General features: G+C 34.5%; 18 protein-coding genes. 1 reads left to right on the top strand and 17 read right to left on the bottom strand.

Going from position 1 to position 17,959, the window contains the following annotated elements; all coding sequences use genetic code 11:
• Positions 1 to 245: 245 nt before the first annotated feature.
• The 9 genes from Aru01_RS05090 to Aru01_RS05050 form a co-directional block, all read right to left on the bottom strand.
• Positions 246 to 683, bottom strand: coding sequence for a hypothetical protein (locus Aru01_RS05090; RefSeq protein ID WP_016656270.1), 438 nt, complete (start codon positions 681 to 683; stop codon positions 246 to 248).
• 1 nt (position 684) lies between these two features.
• Complete coding sequence (locus tag Aru01_RS05085; protein ID WP_016656271.1) at positions 685 to 3,009, bottom strand: hypothetical protein; 2,325 nt, start codon at positions 3,007 to 3,009, stop codon at positions 685 to 687.
• Entirely contained in the window at positions 2,999 to 4,594 is a 1,596-nt protein-coding gene (locus Aru01_RS05080; RefSeq protein ID WP_016656272.1) for a site-specific integrase, read from the bottom strand. The genes Aru01_RS05085 and Aru01_RS05080 overlap by 11 nt, the downstream gene beginning before the upstream one ends.
• The gene (locus tag Aru01_RS05075; protein WP_016656273.1) at positions 4,587 to 5,936 is read right to left on the bottom strand and encodes a site-specific integrase; all 1,350 of its coding nucleotides are present in this window, start codon (positions 5,934 to 5,936) and stop codon (positions 4,587 to 4,589) included. Before Aru01_RS05075 ends, Aru01_RS05080 begins: the two co-directional genes overlap by 8 nt.
• Positions 5,937 to 6,140: 204 nt before the next feature.
• Positions 6,141 to 6,812, bottom strand: coding sequence for an outer membrane protein (locus Aru01_RS05070; protein ID WP_016656274.1), 672 nt, complete (start codon positions 6,810 to 6,812; stop codon positions 6,141 to 6,143).
• Positions 6,813 to 7,087: 275 nt separating this feature from the next.
• Entirely contained in the window at positions 7,088 to 7,831 is a 744-nt protein-coding gene (gene ntrR / locus Aru01_RS05065; RefSeq protein ID WP_016656275.1) for an ADPR responsive transcriptional repressor NtrR, read from the bottom strand.
• A gap of 61 nt (positions 7,832 to 7,892) precedes the next feature.
• Positions 7,893 to 9,386, bottom strand: a complete 1,494-nt coding sequence (locus Aru01_RS05060; RefSeq protein WP_016656276.1) for a nicotinate phosphoribosyltransferase — start codon at positions 9,384 to 9,386, stop codon at positions 7,893 to 7,895.
• Between the two features lie 11 nt (positions 9,387 to 9,397).
• Positions 9,398 to 10,282 (bottom strand): phosphoribosyltransferase family protein, encoded by an 885-nt coding sequence (locus tag Aru01_RS05055; RefSeq protein WP_016656277.1) that lies wholly within the window; start codon positions 10,280 to 10,282, stop codon positions 9,398 to 9,400.
• A gap of 463 nt (positions 10,283 to 10,745) precedes the next feature.
• On the bottom strand, positions 10,746 to 11,441 hold the full coding sequence (locus Aru01_RS05050; RefSeq protein WP_016656278.1) for a histidine phosphatase family protein: 696 nt from the start codon (positions 11,439 to 11,441) through the stop codon (positions 10,746 to 10,748).
• A gap of 300 nt (positions 11,442 to 11,741) precedes the next feature.
• On the opposite strand from Aru01_RS05050, the gene Aru01_RS05045 reads away from it, so the two are divergent.
• Positions 11,742 to 12,392: a DUF805 domain-containing protein gene (locus tag Aru01_RS05045; protein ID WP_016656279.1), complete on the top strand. Its 651-nt coding sequence runs from the start codon at positions 11,742 to 11,744 to the stop codon at positions 12,390 to 12,392.
• Between the two features lie 76 nt (positions 12,393 to 12,468).
• Here Aru01_RS05045 and Aru01_RS05040 read toward each other — a convergent pair whose 3' ends face one another.
• The 8 genes from Aru01_RS05040 to Aru01_RS05005 form a co-directional block, all read right to left on the bottom strand.
• The gene (locus tag Aru01_RS05040) at positions 12,469 to 12,579 is read right to left on the bottom strand and encodes a hypothetical protein (protein ID WP_016656280.1); all 111 of its coding nucleotides are present in this window, start codon (positions 12,577 to 12,579) and stop codon (positions 12,469 to 12,471) included.
• Positions 12,580 to 12,590: 11 nt separating this feature from the next.
• Entirely contained in the window at positions 12,591 to 13,595 is a 1,005-nt protein-coding gene (gene cydB / locus Aru01_RS05035; RefSeq protein WP_016656281.1) for a cytochrome d ubiquinol oxidase subunit II, read from the bottom strand.
• Positions 13,592 to 15,055 carry a cytochrome ubiquinol oxidase subunit I gene (locus Aru01_RS05030; RefSeq protein ID WP_016656282.1) on the bottom strand — a complete coding sequence of 488 codons (1,464 nt, stop codon included), beginning with the start codon at positions 15,053 to 15,055 and terminating at the stop codon, positions 13,592 to 13,594. Before Aru01_RS05030 ends, cydB begins: the two co-directional genes overlap by 4 nt.
• A 137-nt stretch (positions 15,056 to 15,192) precedes the next feature.
• Positions 15,193 to 15,669 (bottom strand): DUF2946 family protein, encoded by a 477-nt coding sequence (locus tag Aru01_RS05025; protein WP_016656283.1) that lies wholly within the window; start codon positions 15,667 to 15,669, stop codon positions 15,193 to 15,195.
• 304 nt (positions 15,670 to 15,973) lie between these two features.
• Positions 15,974 to 16,465 (bottom strand): hypothetical protein, encoded by a 492-nt coding sequence (locus Aru01_RS05020; protein ID WP_016656284.1) that lies wholly within the window; start codon positions 16,463 to 16,465, stop codon positions 15,974 to 15,976.
• Between the two features lie 142 nt (positions 16,466 to 16,607).
• On the bottom strand, positions 16,608 to 17,078 hold the full coding sequence (locus Aru01_RS05015) for a hypothetical protein (RefSeq protein WP_228128740.1): 471 nt from the start codon (positions 17,076 to 17,078) through the stop codon (positions 16,608 to 16,610).
• A 41-nt stretch (positions 17,079 to 17,119) separates the two neighbouring features.
• Entirely contained in the window at positions 17,120 to 17,626 is a 507-nt protein-coding gene (locus Aru01_RS05010; protein ID WP_016656286.1) for a lysozyme, read from the bottom strand.
• Entirely contained in the window at positions 17,613 to 17,891 is a 279-nt protein-coding gene (locus Aru01_RS05005; protein ID WP_016656287.1) for a phage holin family protein, read from the bottom strand. The genes Aru01_RS05010 and Aru01_RS05005 overlap by 14 nt, the downstream gene beginning before the upstream one ends.
• Positions 17,892 to 17,959 lie beyond the last annotated feature (68 nt).

The following is a 17,959-nucleotide window of genomic DNA, read 5'->3' as shown; positions in this document are numbered from 1 at the left end:
TCAAGGTGGTTCATCAAGGTATTCAATGAACTTCTGACCTGTTGCCCAAGCCAATTTACGGTTAGGTATTATGAACTAACTCCTTTGATTAGCTCTAAAATTAGGAATCAATCAATCGCCAGGAATCGGCATTACTAACAACAATTGATCGAAGCTATTTAGAGCGATTTGAAGAGGGAGAGGTCAATGCTGCTGTTGGAAAATTTTACCAAATCACACAAAGGTTTAATGTTGATCCAAAAATATTACTCCTGTGATAAATATTTTTTGAGAAGATGAGGAGCTAATAGATGATCCACTTTCAAGTTACTTCTAAGCTTTACTTCCTCAATGATATTTATAAGTGTTTCTGTATTCTGATTAAGCTGTGACTCTAAATCATCAATTTGTGTGCGTAGATTTTTATTAGTATCCGTAAGAGCCTGTCTTGTCTTTCTATTCACATAAAGTTGCTGCTCTTTAGTTTTCAGATGCAGTGGAGAAATTTGCTCAGATACATACAGCGATATAAGCTTCTTCCGCTCAACAGAACTCAAAGTACTTAACCCACCTGATATATAGCCCTTAGCTGTTAGACGACTATGAAGAGCTTTATGCGAAATAGGAGATTTTTCAAAACCTTCAACCAACATCATTTGTAATTCTTGTTCAATGACTTCATCTAATTGCTTACCACGTAACATATCAGGCTTCCTTAGACTCAATTTTTTGTTGTTCGATGGCGAACAGTTCACTCAATGTAGTTGGTAACTTAGTAATCGCATCTCCATAAGGAAAAACGGGAATGGGAATTAAACTATTTTGTCTATCAAGTGCTTTTGTCTTTAAATTACTTAAATAAAGTATTTTTTGACGTAAATCCTCAAGCATTTCTCTATATGATAAATCATGAGCTACGATTTGCTCTATTTGTGCAAACTTATCTAGTAATTCATTCAAAGTATGTTGTAAGGCTTCTAATTCACCTTTACGGCCAGTTAAAGCAAAGTTTCCACATTGATCACCAGATTGGCATGCAAGACGTTTAGGGCAATCATGTACAGCGACTTCACGCATGCATCCACCAAAAGGCAAGGGGTGTAAACAAGCATGGCGTTGAACTAATGAGTTGGCTAATGATTGATCTTCGTTAACCAACTCGTTAAATGACTCTGCGATATCTTGAAAATATTCATCAAAGAAAGATTCCTTTACATAACTAGCTACTTCATTTTTGGAATCGAATGTCTGTAAATTCATCTTTAAATTATTTTCTAAATCCAATTGGTCTGAAAAGTACATTAATCCATCAATTTTAATAGAATCAATTGGATAGTCCGGCTTGAGTTCTTGTTTATCATTTTCATAAAGTACCAATTCATGTTTTTCTAGCAAACTAGCTGTGACTTTACGTTGTTTTAATGCCAAGTGTTGATAATATTGATTTTGCTTAATGTCTACACGCCCCATTAGCATTGCTTGAAGGTGTTCAGCTAAACCACTGAGAGCGAGAAAAGTATTGATGTTGTGCCGTGGAATATGACTTGTAAGCTTAGAATGTTCTGTTTCATTCTCAAGTAAATTATATTTTTCAAAAACAGACTTACTTAAGGAATTTCCAAAAAAACTATTTATTAATATCCCATTAAGAGGAATGATGTTTGTTTTATTGATGAAAGCTCTTTGTAAGGTTGCAGATCTAAATTCATGAATAAAAAGTAAATCTTCATAAGCGATTTTTTCCATTTTTCCTTCATAATTAAAAACATGATCTATAGGGTATTCAGAGCCGTAATTAGCTAACCCTTTAATGAAGAAATTTATATCATGTTTTAAATAATATCTTTCAATCCCTTGACCAGATTTAGTCTCCTTGAAAACAGGTATATTTTTAAGAGTTTTAATAACAACGTCACGCTGTCCAGCTCTACCTCTATAAGTATCTTTAACTCCAAAAACATTTCCAATCAAATCATCTACTTCCACATAATCTTCACCAATTTCATCAATTGTTTTTGGCAAAAAATCTGAACAGTTTTTTGACCTGATATAATAAAGATGCTCTCTATATTCTTCCCTAAGACCCAATACCGACTGAAATATTGTCTCAACTAAATTTGCAGATAATGGCTCAACCCAGTGAATTCTAAAGCCAGCTCCTTTCGCACCATGATATTGAATTCCCAAAGTGTATTGCTTTTTGCCATCTAAAGTTAAATGCTCCTTTGTTACTGGATCAAGAATAGGTTGTTTGATTAATGCATCTGTTTTTAAAAGGATTGCTTCTGTTGAACGTAAACCAGTGACAATAAGCAATAACAAAAGATTTAGAACAATCTTTTCACCATTCGTTTCACACAAACTGATAAGCGAAACAATATTTATAAATGTACGAATTGAAATCAGCTTTTCTTTATCAAGATCATTTTCATCTAGTTCCAATTGATCAATCAAAGCTTTTGTTTTCTTGGCATTTGGGGTTCTATTCTGGCGGTTTATATATAAGTATTTTTGAGAAAACTCTAAAGGTTGTTCAGTAAAAGCGTAATGATTTAACATCTCCTGTAATCTAAGGTATGTACCAGCATGATCAGGAAGATTCGTTTTACTCGAATTTTCTGCCAAAATTTCAAAAGACTTATTTAATATTAATGTAGATAAATGGCAGGGATGTATGCTCTCTATTTTTTCAGCATATAGAGCACTATACCAACGCTTCAGGATTAAAAATTCTGCATATAGTTTTTGGGGTGATGCTTTGGAGTTAGATTTACGATAACTAAGAATAAGTACAGATTTAATAAACTCTTGGAAAATGGGTTCAATGATATTGTTTTCGATACCTTTCAATTTTTTAATCGTGCCAAAAGTGAAATGTATTTTACCACTTCTAGACAACAACCATCCTGATCCAATTGTACCACCAGACCAAGATGAATCGCTCCAATTCCATTTAAAATTAGGCTGTAAATTCTGATGAAAGTAATCTTTTTGCTCATTAATAAAAGCATTATATTTTTCAATGTTCATGAATATCATCCTTCTGTAATGCACAACGAGCTATTACAGATTCAATTTCGAATTTTGTTGACTCATGCACACGAATCAATGGATTTCTAGATACTCCAATTCCATCTGATAGCTTAATAAGATCATTGATTTCACTTTGTATACTTTCTAAAACCTGATTATGGTTAGCCTCAATAAAAGGATGAAAGTACATGCAACCATAACAGTTACGAACAGGTTGAAATAAACATTTGTCCTTATAAGAGCAGCCACCAATATCGTAATAAATTTTGCAACCAATATTGCCCAACACTTTTTTCTGATGCCAATCTTGCTTATAAACTAGCCTTCCAGTCAGGAGCATGGCGATCATTTGTCTGTATAGAGAATTTTTACCAAGTGCCTGTGCTCTAATTTGAGCAAGTTCAGGAGTAGAAAAAATATAATGTCTAGCTGTCACAACAGAAGAATGACCCAAGATATAAGCAATCTCTTCAGCTGAAGAACCTGACATTGCCAGGCTATAACCAACATGATGTCTAAAATCAGAAAAAGAATATTTTTGCTTTATCATTTCGCCTGCAAGAACAGCTTCTCTATAGGTCTTAGGAGCAAAATCAAATAATTGGGTATTAATCGCTTTTAAACAAAAACGTGCTGAATATGCTCCCATGTCAAATAGTTTATCTTTAGGATTTAATTTAAATCTTTTGATATAAGCAATGATAATTTCAGCAACTTCTTCTGGTAGCTTTATAGCTATTTTTTCATGTATGTAGCGTGCTTGTTTTGCATAGGGAATTAGTATGCTATAACGATGGAATTGATCTATCGCACGTGTGGTATCTATTTTTATATCTTCGGCAGATAGTTTAGCTAATTGCACAGGCCTAAGACCAGTTATATAAATCAATCCGAGTATAGAAGAATAGAGTAGAGTTTGATTGTCAACGTCTTTATTTGAGCTCACTATATCGTGGTTTAATTTTGAAAAGCCCTGTTGAATCATTGTGATAATAGGATAATCAATCGGATCTTCATACTGTTGATAATATAATTTTGAATTGAAAGACTTAGGGCGTTCAAGGAACTCCAGTTCGTATTCCTGATCAATATTAAAATCAGAAAAACTTTCTAAAAATAATAATTTAGCTAAAAATTTTAAATTATAGTAATATGTGTGATTATCAAGTTTTGCTAGATTGATTAATATAGATTTTAAATTATGGAAGTTGAGTTTTAAATGATTTCTCTTTAAAAATTTAATCGCATATATATAAGCATAGAATATAACATCAAGTGAGGATGGTGTATTAGTTTGAATATAGCTTGCTAGAAAATATTTCACTAATTTTATTTCGGGCGACAATAATTTAGAAAAATTCAGCTGAATTCGTTCTCCTGAGTAAGTAAAAGTCCAAACTTCATTAGATGTTTGAATAAATTTACTATCAAACTTATCTGCTCTATGAAATTTAATAATTGCTGGTGTATACAAAGACTCTATGAGTCTAAGATCAGCATCATGGAAAATAAGAAAATCACTATGACTATTATCATTTTCTTCAAAATCCATACTTAATTTGGGTATATTATTATCAATCATAATTTATGCTGGAATCTATTGTCCTGATTAAGTTCATAAAATTAGCACGTTCTACAATAAAACGTTTGCCATAATACGTGGGCATTGAACTTGTAGGTGACCAACCACCTAAAGCTCTTAGATCATCCTGTGCTTTTAGCAAAGCATCATTTACACTTTGTCGGAGATCAAAGTAAATAGCATTTTCTTTCTTATACTTCTCAAAAGAAAAACTTAACATCATATAAGCCCAAGAATGTCTACATACGTGTGGAGTTAAACGTTCTATTGAATCATAAGCTGAAATATCAAAACACTCAGGTAGCAATGCTTTTAATGACGAATCTACTTGATCAAATATCTTTTTAACGCTGCCATAACTTAAAGCAGAGTAGGGAGGCTTTAGGGATGTAAATAAAATTTGTGAAGGAATTTCTTTCCGGATTTCATTTATATAAATTTGAAGAATTCTATAGTCTCGCTCCTGTAGTTTAATTACTCGATACGAATATTCATTTTTGATTTTTGGCTTTTTTGATCGATCATCGAACTCATCATCTGTATTTGTAATAATTAAACTAAAGTTATGATTCTGAATTGATTTCTTAATAGAATTAGTTGTTAGTAGCATAAGCTCACCAATTCTAAGACCATAATTAAGCATGAGATGTATGATCAGAAAGTTTCTAAGTTGTACGCTTTTTGACTTAAATGGGTTTAAAGTATTGTATTTATTAGAATTGCTTGGTGAGATAATTGAATATAATCCTTTAATCATCTCATCATTCATACTTTTGAACGAATAATTGATTTCACTTTTAATTGTTTTATTAGACTTTGAAAAGTTGTTTATAATTTTTTTCTTTATATTCATATATTTATTTAATTTTTCTTTAATTTTTTGGATTTCCTTTAGTGAGAGTTGTGGCTGAGATTGGATAGTTAGATATTCATCAATCAAAAAGCTGTAAAACTTTAAGAAGGATCTAACTCTATGACCAATTGTCGTGTAATTAACATGCTCTGCGTTTCTTAACCTTATAAGATTACTTTCATTTTTTTTGTTGTTTTCTAAATAAATAATGAAGTTATCAATTTCGCATTGAATAATTTCAAAGTTATAGGACGTCGAATAGAAAGATTCACAAAAGGAAGTGGCAAACTTTTCAAACCAAAATTCGTACCAAAACTTTAATGCTATCAAATCTGCATTCTGTGTAGAGATACTTTGAAATCTAAGAAACTTCATAGTGTACAACATAGGGTACAAACATGGACAAGATGAGGCTAGATCAAATAAAAGAATAATTTGATTTTCGTTTGAGACTTTTTTTTCCAAATGGACTGTTTTTAAAGCAAACATAGTAAAGTTTGTGAAGTATTTTTAAGGTAAACATATCATAATTTATTAGCAAAGTAGAAATCATTTAAGCTATTGAATTTTGGTGTAAGAAAGAAAGATATGAAGTTATAGTCAGGTATAAATCATTTAACATAATATACATTATGCGAAATGAATACACTTAACAAATTCCTGACGATTTTGAGTAACTACAATCTTTTTGTTCTAAAAACCATATCGGATACCCAAATAAAACTCATTTTTTTCTAAATGTGCTTTCATTTGCTCATCTTGCAATCCACGTACATTCGTAAACTTATTTAATCCGCTTTCAACTTTCCCTAAGTCTATATAGCGATATCCTAAATCAACATTCAATTTATTCATTGGCTTATAGCTCATACCTGCTCCAACTGAATATGCCAGCTGAGTATCCGTGTTTGAACTATATAGACGATTTTCAACACCCTGCCATCCACTTGATTTAATTTTAGCCACGCCTATACCCAATGATCCAAATAATGAAACATTGCGATATACATCAAAGTCTCGATATGCATTTAAAAATAAACTTTGAGTTTTCACTTTGTGGTGATTAAAGCTTGTTGGGAAATTTGTAGAACCACTTGTATATTCATAGGCTTTTTCAAAGCTAAATTCCGCTTCTGTCCGCCAATTATTTTTATAATCATAACCTAAAGCTAAAACTGGTGTTATTTTATCTTTTTTATCCTCACCTTCGATAAACTGCCCGATACCTGGCCTAAGACTAGTGTCCATATTATTGGCTTTCTGAGATGAATAAGCTAATTTTACAGCCGCATAATAGTTATCGGTCAGTGCAAATGCTGTTGAAGAAAAAAATAAAATATTTATTAATAAAAATGACTGTTTCATGTTTAATCCAAATTTAAATATCACTAAGTAACTGTTATATAAAACTATTTTTATATTTTTAAAACCCAAAAACTTTGTTATGATTGGTATTGTGTACTAATTAGTGCTGGGTATGATAGTGTTCAAAAATCTAGACGCCTTAAGCCCATAAAATAAAACACAAATTTAAACTTCTTATATCTCCGACTTCAAAATCAAATTCTCAATACTGTTCATTCATGTTATAAACAGAGTGAAATGAAAACCAACTAAAGCTAAATCTTACTCAATAATGACTAATGATCATGCAAAACTTTTTTTGGTAATTCGAGTGATCGCGGAAAAATAAAATCAAAAGAATCTAGTGCATAACGATAAAGCTGTGCTGGCCTTTTTCCAACAACCTTATTATATGTAGTTTCTACAACTGCACCTGCCTCTATCATACGACGTCTAAAAGCTTTTTTTTCTAATGTATGTCCTAATATAATTTCATAAATAGTTTGTAGCTCTGTAATTGTAAAAAGTTCTGGAACTAAGCTTGCGGGCAATGCGGTATACCGAGTTTTATTAATTAATCGCTCTAAGGCTAAAGTAAGTAGCTCATGATGATCAAAAGCTAAAAGAAGATTTTTAGCTTTTGTGACTGGAACCCATTCGCTATATTCAACTAATGTTTGAGGCTCAAAGGCATTAATATCAATTAAAGCAAAATATAAAACTGTAACAGCCCAACCACGAGGGTCGCGTTCAGCATTACCTACTGAGGCAACCTGTTCCAAATATGGTGAAGCAACCCCTGTTTTCTCTACAAGTTTTCGATAAGCCGTAGCCATGAGATCTTTATCACTAACCAGATCAGCAAAACCACCTGGCAAGGCCCACTGATCTTTAAATGGAAAATTTGGGCGTTTAATTAATAAAACTTGTAGTTGCCCATTAGACACAGAAAAAATAGCCATATCTACTGTTAATAATGGTGCATCAAAATTACGATGATCATAATTGGCTAGAAATTCTTGTTCTGTTTGAGCAGTCACTTTAAGTACCTCACAAAAAACGATAAACCGATATTTATAATATCGGTTTATGTATTCTAAGCTAAGTAATCATTAAGCGCTCACGAATTTGATTTAAATTGCACTCATCAATTAGCTTACCATTTTCGAAGACTACTTTTAGTGCACCTTTTTTTTCTTGTTCCTGTGTTTGCTGATCAAACAAAGTAAAGCCTATTTCACTTTCCTCGACACGTAATAGACCTTTTGCAGATTTCTTCACTCCAGAATCAGTAATTGGATCTTTGAATAATTCTCGACCAACACCATTTACCTGTCCCCAAGTTGCTTTAACTGCAAAGCCAAAGTTATCTCTTGTTAAATAATTATAGGTAAAACTACCAATTCCAAATACTAAATTATTTGAAGCAAAACCTTTGCTTTCCAAATTCTGAAGTATATCTTGTGCTCGTTCTAAAGTAATAGAGTCACCATAAATAAGGCCTATGCGCTCATTTAAAACTTTATAACCTTTATCAGTAGTTGTTCCACCAAATATTTCCCACAAACATTGAACTGCGCCTTTATAAGCAGGACTATCAAATTGTGCGTCTGGATCTCCACATATGATTTTGACTGGATCACCAGAGTCTGGACGAAATACTAATTTAGCTAAACCCAATGCATTCGGTTTTCTGGTCAAAATTTCAGATTTCAGTGCGACTGTAAATTGTGTTATTACACGCCAGAAATCCCAAGTATCTGACACAATGCTAATAACACCTGAAGGATACAAATCACAAATTAAACGTCTGAATGTCTCCAGTTCATTATCTTCTGCCCCCATACACATTACACTATGTTCTGTTGCTGGCACTGAAACTCCAATTATTCCAGTTGCATTATAATAATTTTCTGCATAATCAATCGATGCGACAGAGTCAGTACCAATAAAACTGGTTAAATGTCCCACTCCAGATTGAGCGGCATCATATATTCCACTCATCCCTCGGCTACTAAAATCATGACCTTGTAGAGGTAAAAAATCTAATGGAGCGCCAGTTTTTTGCGCAAATTGAGTCAATAATCGCTTATATTCATATGCAATTGTCGCAGTTGTACAGCTTTTCCAAAGCTCGGCACTAAGTATAGTCTCGATATAATTCGTTAACCAAAAGAAGCGTGGATCAGTATTGACTAAAGTTAGTACTGGTACACGCATATTGACACGACTGCCTTCTGGCAATGCCTTTATACGTAATGGCAAATAACCTAAATCATGTAACATCTCAATGTGATCAACGGGTATTGCCCCTTCTCCCAGCGCACTATCCATACGATGTTTATATGCAGCTACCACTTTATTTTTCGGTTGCTGAAAAAAGCCTTCATTCCAAGTATCAATCAAGAAATGCTTAATAAAACCCTGAAGGCCAAAAAATATAACTTTATCATCAAAATCTGCAAGCATTCTGGCTAATCGAGATGAACGAGGTGTAAAGTTTGCATAGACATACTCTGTACCATCTGGATACTGACGTCTGTGATCTGCTTTGTAAAAATCAATAGCATTCAATGGATTAATTTTCATACTCATGTTTATTTTCCTTATCTTGCTACAAAATTAATAATCGAAACTTTATTTTGAGGTGGCTGTGGAAGACTATTTGATGCAAAGATTCGATCAATCAAACCATCAAATACATGAGTACCTTTACTAAAGATACCGTGGGTGACATAGAGTATGATCTTGCTACAATTTAGGCGACGTAGCTCTTGAGCAATACCGATAAACGTTGCCCCACCATCACAAATATCATCAGTAATTACTGCAGTTAACCCTGTTAAATCCGATGTATTCACCTGTATACCCAATATTTTCCCAGTTTCTGGATTACGTTTTTTATCGCATTGAACGACTATTATTGGTTGCTGACGCTGATCATTGAAATCATGGGCTATGATCTGTGTGCGAGATTTTGCACCCTGATCAGGACAAATCAACACAGTTTTTTCTTCTTTAAGTAACGCAACTAATTCAGGACTTTGTTTGATGATTTCTAGTGAGCTGATATTTATAATTTCTGTAAATGAAGTATTAGAAGCAAGTAGCGCTTCTGTCACTTCACTATGACAATCCCACACGGTCACCCGCCCTTGCTTTCCCTTCTGGTGAACAGCATTGATGTTAAGTAATCTTGTCATTACATCTAGGGAAAATGCTTGACCAAAAGCACAAATACGATCTTGCCGTGCATATGGAAAATATGGAATTTCAAGATTGATCGTTAGACCCTGATTTAATAATATATTTTCCAATAATAAGTAATCCATAACATCATGGCTGCAGCGTAAATTTGCCTGTACTGATACCACTCCACTCAGCTCTTTTAGTATTAATTCATCCAACTGAACATGACGTTCTCCACCAGAAAACTGTTTAAAATTTACTGGAACATGATTATTTATTGCATCTAAGAGCTGAATAGACATGTCATTTTCCTTAGTTTGGTCACTGTAGATCTATATAGTGGCACACAGCCATTATATTTTGCAAGAAAAAAATGGAGGACTTTTCTCCATTGCTATAACAAATGATATGTTTCTCAGATAAAACAAGAAGTTAGAATTTCATTATCTCAAAACTATTTTTTACTTGAAAACAAAATATATTTAGTTGTATTTGTAGGTTAAATCGTTTCTTTGATCTAATGTTTCCATATCAAATTGATCGACTCTATTTATTTATGCAAAAGTAAAAACATTTCTGTTTAAATATTAAACAATGCAGATTATTTTCCTAAATAAATGCATTAATGTTATTATATATCAGCAACTTAAGTTGGTATCTTTGTTTTTTATATCTTGTGAGTAATCCACAAATTCTGCGGACAACTCTAGGGATAACCATCGTATAAGTCATTTTGGCCATCATAAACTGGGCTTATTCTTTTACTTAAACCCAAGTCGCTAACTGATTTTCCTCTGATTCTAAGTAATGATATTCATTCATACGTAATAAATGAAAACTTTGATCTTTAAAATTTAGTGTTGTAATGCTGGCATTACTAATCTTCCAAATCAATTCTGCTGTCCCTTCAAAATCCAATCCTAATAATTTAGCAATAACCAGAGAAATTACGCCACCAGAGCTAAATACAACAGCATGCTTAGGCGTGTATTGATTAAGCTGCTGAGCTAGGTTGACTAATGCTCGCTCCACACGTTGATTAAATTCAATCCATGATTCTGTATATTGATGATCATACTGAGCATCAATCCAACGTTTCATAGCAGCATTAAATATCTCTGTCATGAATTCTGTCGGATTTTCGGCGTTGCTCATATCTTGTTTGACCAACTCTGGATTTGCAAATCGTGCATTATAAAGTGCGAATATTTGTTGATGATCAAATTCATTCCATGCTGTATCGGTATGAATAGATGGTTGTGAAAAATATTGCATCGCTAAATGTGCAGTCTGTTGATGGCGCTGCATAGATCCAGCAATAACAAACGGTGTCTCATTGATAATTTGACCTAAATACTGCCCTAAAACTTGAGCTTGGATTTCACCCTTAGAAGACAATTGATCATAATTTTTATGGCCAAAAGAAGCCTGTCCGTGACGAATAAGATGAATGATAGTCAATCTAAACTCCCTAAAATTATTAAATCTTACAAAATCTTTTTCTAGTTATAGTCTTTAAGCAGCAGTATCTGCAATACTTTTATACATAGATCAGTTTTGTGCCCGATTATAGATATCCTTGAAACAGCCCTTAAAGTATTAGGCCTTATCTTTACCAATAAAGTAATTTAAGCGAAATCGATCAAATATCATTAAACTTTAAACTATCCAATAATTACACTTTTGTTTAAAATACCTTATCTATACGACAAGTTATATTTATTTCAATCAAAAATATTTATCCAATAACGGACAAAAACTATGATCCAAAATACGAGTCATTTTTCAGAACCTGCAAATAAAGATTTCCCATATTCTGCAAAAGGCCGATTTGGTCGCCTATCTTATTTAGCATGGTTGTTCATTACGAGTGTACTTTATAGCTGTGCATTACTTATCGTCATGTTGCTAGGAATAATTACCTATGCAACTTATGGCGCAACCATGACAGATATTGGTGATTTCCTATCCACAGCCCTTGGTATTATTACAGCAGTACTATTCGTTGTGGTTATCATTAGTGCCGCAGTACTTAGTATTATTGTCAGTATTCGACGCATCCATGATCTTAATAAAAGTGGCTGGTTATGCTTACTATTTTTAATCCCCATTGTGAACATTATTTTTGGTATCTATATGATGCTAGCACCAGGTACTCAAGGTGAAAATAACTATGGTCCACCACGTATTACTGAACAAACTGAAAAATTGATTGGTATTCTTTACTGTGTTTTTCTTGCAACTACTTTTATGTTCTATGCAGGTTTTATGACTTTTGCAACTGCTTTTTCAAGTCAATTTGCAGAGCTACAACAGCACACCTTGATAGAAGACTCTACTCAATCAGACTCAACTCAGTATCAAATTAATGAAGAAGAAACTGAGCATGCGGCAAGCCAACCTACAGTTTAATCACCTCATGACCAGCTAATTTAAAAAATGGCCTAAATATTGATTTAGGCCATTTTTACTTATAAGTTCTACTTAGTTATCGGTATGCAAACTGCACCATTAAACGGAAGGCTCCAGCAATTAAAAAAAGAACCAGAACACCTGCGAGCCACAGCATTGCAAACCACTTTAATTCTGAAATTTTCATCACTCCCTCCCTTAATGATAGCCTTCATCACCAATACGAACTTTATCTCTAAATACCCAATACGATAAACCAGTGTAAATCAAAATAATTGGAATTAAGAGCAAGGCACCAATTAAGGCAAAAAGTTGACTACTTAATGGTGATGCAGCATCCCAAATTGTTATCGATGGTGGAATAATATATGGCCATAAACTAATGATGAATCCTGTATAAGCCAAGAATACCAATGCTAATGTATAAATAAATGGACTAAGCTCTTGACGCAGTTTGCATGCACGTAATGCAAGTCCGGTAAAAAGTAAGACCAATATAGGTACTGGACTAAAATACATTAATTGTGGCTGACTAAACCAACGTTCTGCAATTTGTGGTTGTAAGATTGGAGTATAAATGCTGACACAACCAAAAATAACCAATAATGCAAGGATTAGTTTTGGCATCAATTTATACATAGTCTCTTGAATAGAAGCCTCTGTCTTGAAGATCAACCAACCACATCCTAATGCAGCATATAGCACCACTACACCAACACCAGTAAATAAACTAAATGCACTCAACCAATCGAGTCCACTCCCTGCATACATTCCATTTTCGACTTTAATACCCTGAATATAAGCGCCTAAAATGACCCCTTGGAAAAAACTTGCCAAAATTGAGCCACAAATAAATGCTTTATCCCACCAATGCTTAGATTTGTTTGCTTTAAAGCGAAATTCAAATGCGACTCCACGAAAGATCAAAGCAATCAACATCAAGATAATTGGCATATACAATGCAGATAGCACAGTCGCATAGACTAAAGGAAATGCTGCATATAAAGCTGCACCCCCAAGAACCATCCAAGTTTCATTACCATCCCAAACAGGAGCAACAGTATTCATCATCACATCACGTTCTTGTTGACCTTTAACAAAAGGGAATAAAATTCCAATCCCAAGATCAAAGCCGTCAAGAATGACATAAATCAATACGCCGATCGCGATGATTATTACCCAAATCAATGATAAATCAATCATTTGTCATGCTCCTGCGAATTAGATGCTGTTGTAGTTGATTGTGAGTTAGAAGAATCTAATTCATCTTCAACACTACTTAATGGACGTTTAGATGCTTGAATAACCTCACTATCAGCATGTAATTCAGGCTGTGAATAAACAAACTCAGGACCTTTGTGCATGATTTTGAACATGTAGTAAATCCCGATTCCAAATACAACACAGTAGACCACTACAAATATAATTAGACTTAAACCTACTTGTTCAGCAGAAACAGGAGATAATCCATCTTTGGTTTTTAAAACACCATAAACTAACCAAGGCTGACGTCCAACCTCAGTCGTAAACCACCCTGCAAGCAAGGCAATAAACCCTGATGGCCCCATAACCACTGCAAAACGCTGTAGCCATTTATTCTCATAAAGTTTTTGATTTTTACGTAATACTAATCCTGCAAGTGCCAATAAAATCATGAGCATTCCAAGGCCTGCCATGATACGAAAACTCCAGAACACAACTGTTGAATTTGGGCGCTCTTCAGGTACAAACTCTTTTAGGCCTTTAACTTCACCATCCATGGTATGAGTCATAATTAAGCTACCAAGATTAGGAATCCCAATCGCATATTTAGTCTCTTCAGCCTCCATATCTGGAATGCCAAATAAATATAATGGCATACCACCTTCTTTATTGGTTTCCCAGTGGCCTTCCATTGCAGCAAGTTTAGCTGGCTGATGCTTTAAAGTATTTAAACCGTGCATATCACCGATAAAAATTTGCAATGGCGCAAGTATCAGTAATAACCACATTGCCATTGAAAATGAAGTCTTAACCAAAGTATCTCGACGACCTTTCAACAAATGCCATGCAGATGTAGCTAAAACCAATAATGCTGAAACTAAAAATGCCGCCGCAGCCATATGGGCAAGTCGGTATGGGAAAGATGGGTTAAATACAATAGCAAACCAATCTTCTGGCACAATGATGCCATTCTCATAGCTAAAACCTTGTGGTGTTTGCATCCAGCTATTTGAAGATAAAATCCAGAACATGGAAATACACGTACCGACAGCGACCATTAATGTTGCAAAAAAATGCGCTCTAGGACCAACTCTTCCCCAGCCAAATAACATGACACCTAAAAATCCTGCCTCTAAGAAGAAAGCACTTAAAACTTCATAGGTAAGTAAAGGGCCTGTCACACTACCTGCTATGCGAGAAAACTCACTCCAGTTCGTTCCAAATTGGTAGCTCATGACTACACCTGAAACAACCCCCATACCAAAAGCGATAGCAAAAATTTTGGCCCAATATTTAAATAGATCTCGATAAACTGGATCGTTAGTTTTTAACCAACGCCATTCAATCACTGCTAAAAAACTTGCTAAACCAATTGAAATCGCTGGAAAAACAATATGAAACGATACAGTAAATGCAAATTGAATACGTGCTAATTCAAGTGCGGTCATTCCTAAATTCATTGGCAGACCTCACTAAATTGAAGCAAAACATATTGGTTCATACTATTTTTAACGTGAATAGCTCCACGGTATTGCATCTGGCAATACTGAAAATAATTTTGCATGTGTTCACTCTACAATGTGAAATTAATCGAAACTTAAACGATAGATAGTTGTAGAGTGCTTGGTGGTGCACGACCTTGTGGTAGTAAATAAAGTCTCTGAAGCTCAAAGTAAACATGCTTAAAGCTTTCGCTATAAGCCAACAGACGCACCTGTATTCGAACTAAAACTTCTTTTAAGTCAAGTTCTGGTGGTAAATGTAAGTTGCCATAGATTGTACAATACTGACATTGATGGGTCAGATCATGATGATTATGACCCGCCGTTGAATGTGCATGGTCTGAAGCCGAGACTGTATGTTCAAGTTGATGATTAGCATGTTGTGCAACAGAGGCTTGATGAGAAGACTGATTTTGGTTGTCTTGTAATATTTGTTTTGAGCTAAAAGCTTGAGAAATTAACTCACATACCGGTGCGATTTGATATTGCTCCGGTAGCAAAGGCTGTAAGAATACAGCGAACTGTAATAGAACTGTCGCAAATGCGAGCAGTATTCCACTTGTTCTTAGCAAGACAACGATCTCAACTTAAAGTGAATCTGTATAACTAACTAAAGGTTTATACAAATTGAACACCTGATTGGCCTAAATACGATGTAGATAACCAAGCTCTATTGTAGGATTAATTTATAATATTTTGCCAGCCTTTAAGCTTTAAAAATGAACGTTTTTTACAGTAAATATGAATAAAGGAGCCCTTTTGTCTGAAAATACAGCATTTACAATATATTGAAATAAAAAAGACCAGTCATGACTGGTCTTTACTAATATCTATAAGATCAATTATTTAACTCAAACATGAGCAGATAAATGATAACTAAAATTTAGCATAGAGGACTTTTTCAGAAACAAGATCCTGCCAAATATTACGTAATACCGGTAAATAGAATTTTTCACCAAGATCAACGAGATCCGCATCAATTAGACCATGCACCTCATGCATAAATAAATAGTCTAATTCGACAGTTGATAGATTACTCTGTGACTTTTTCAATAAATGACGTTTTGCATTTGCTTTTTTAACCAGAGCATCTGCATATGCGCGATCTTTATATTGACTGAGTGCATTTAAACGTAATTCGATAACACCCCAACCCTGCAATAGCTTTTGAAATACTTCAAAATCATGAGTTGTAGATTCCCAACTCATTTGCTCTAGGTTTTCATCTTCTGGTAATACTGGAAGCAATAGTTCCATTACACTAGGAAAAATCTTTTTAAAACTTAAAATAAATTTAACTGGATGCTCGCCAGGATAATCATCAAATTGCACTGTATTTTGAACATCTGTTAAATATATATCGAGCATTGAAAAAAGCCTTGTGTAACTAACTGTATTATAAGGATTTTATTTTTACCTCGCAAAATAAATGCAAAATAAATGCAAAACCCTAAAAAAATTGAAGATGCATTTTAGCAATTATGACATTTTATTCAATGTAAAAAACCTCTTATTTAGAGGGCCATGCTTCAATCAGTTTTTCTTTATCAATTCGCTCTGCATCACAGCTTCTTGCCATTTTTGTATATTCTGCTGTGCACTGCTCGAATACGTCTGACTGGACTGTGATGTATTTAATAATGGTTTCTCTGGGAGCGTTGGACAAATTCCGCTTTGCTTCACTGAGTTGCTTTGACAGGCTGTTAGCAGCACGATCGGCAGCAACAGCATCATCGTTAGCAGTTTTGATTTTTTGATTCGCATTTTGTTCTGCCTTTAATAAATTATCCTGATATGTTTTTTCCTTGGCCAAGGCTTCGGATTGTGCTTTGGACATGGCTTGTTCGTATGGTTTTACTGCTTTGGCCACTTCGGTTTTTACTTTGGTTTGGCATTCAATTTTTAGCTTGGCCAAATCACCGGTTAAACGATTCGATTGCCAAGTTTGAAAAACTGAATACAGCAGCAAAACAATAATCATGGTCCAACGTTTGTTATTTAAAATGAAAGCGAGTATCTGCATTAGTTTTCCCCCATACACTTTTCATAACGCGCTTGTTGACGAGTCCATACACCATAGCAATTGCTTGAACGCACACTGCAGTCTTTCTTACCTACATACTTCCATTTAAGTAGCGACTTACATGCTTGGACGTGTTGGCCAGACTTCAAGTTACGAAGCATTGAAGATCCAGACCAAGCACCTGTACCAAACTGATATGTAAAATCCATGTATAGGTCATATTCAGCTTGGGATAGCTTCACGCCCTGCAGCGACTTGTTAAATCGTTGTGCATCCTTGGTCATGTGAATCTGCAGATATTCCATACCGGTCTTTTTATCGATCGGCTTATCTGTGATTTTCACCTTTTGGCCATTTGGGTGCACTGTAGATCCATAGCCGATAGTGGCCACTTTTCCAGAGTCGTAATAAGGCTTAGAGCTAAAGCCCTCATAATTGGAAGTGAATAGAACACCGGCTGCAGATATAACAGTGGCTGCAGTTACAGCATACTTAGTCTTTGACATTGCATTGGGCCTCCAATTCTTTAAGTTTAAGTTGGTGAATTTGATCAGCACGTTTATTTTCTTGACGCTTGTAATACACGTTGATTAGAAAACTAAATAGACTAATAACTAGACCACCAATACCTATCATCAAGCCCATAGCAGTGACTGGATCTATACCAGCGAACTTACCAGCTACAGATGCAGCACCGCCTATCACTGTTGTTTTTGCTGCTGCAGAAGTGGCTACACTTGACGCTTCAATAATTGTTTGTGAATCAGACATTTTTTATGTCCCCATTAAAAAACCCTGCAGTAATTAAGCCGCAGGGTTTAGTGGGGTTTGTTGGGTGA

The sequence above is a fragment of the Acinetobacter rudis genome (assembly GCF_000829675.1).
Classification (GTDB): Bacteria; Pseudomonadota; Gammaproteobacteria; order Pseudomonadales; family Moraxellaceae; genus Acinetobacter; species Acinetobacter rudis.
This window is presented reverse-complemented; position numbering and strand designations above follow the sequence as displayed.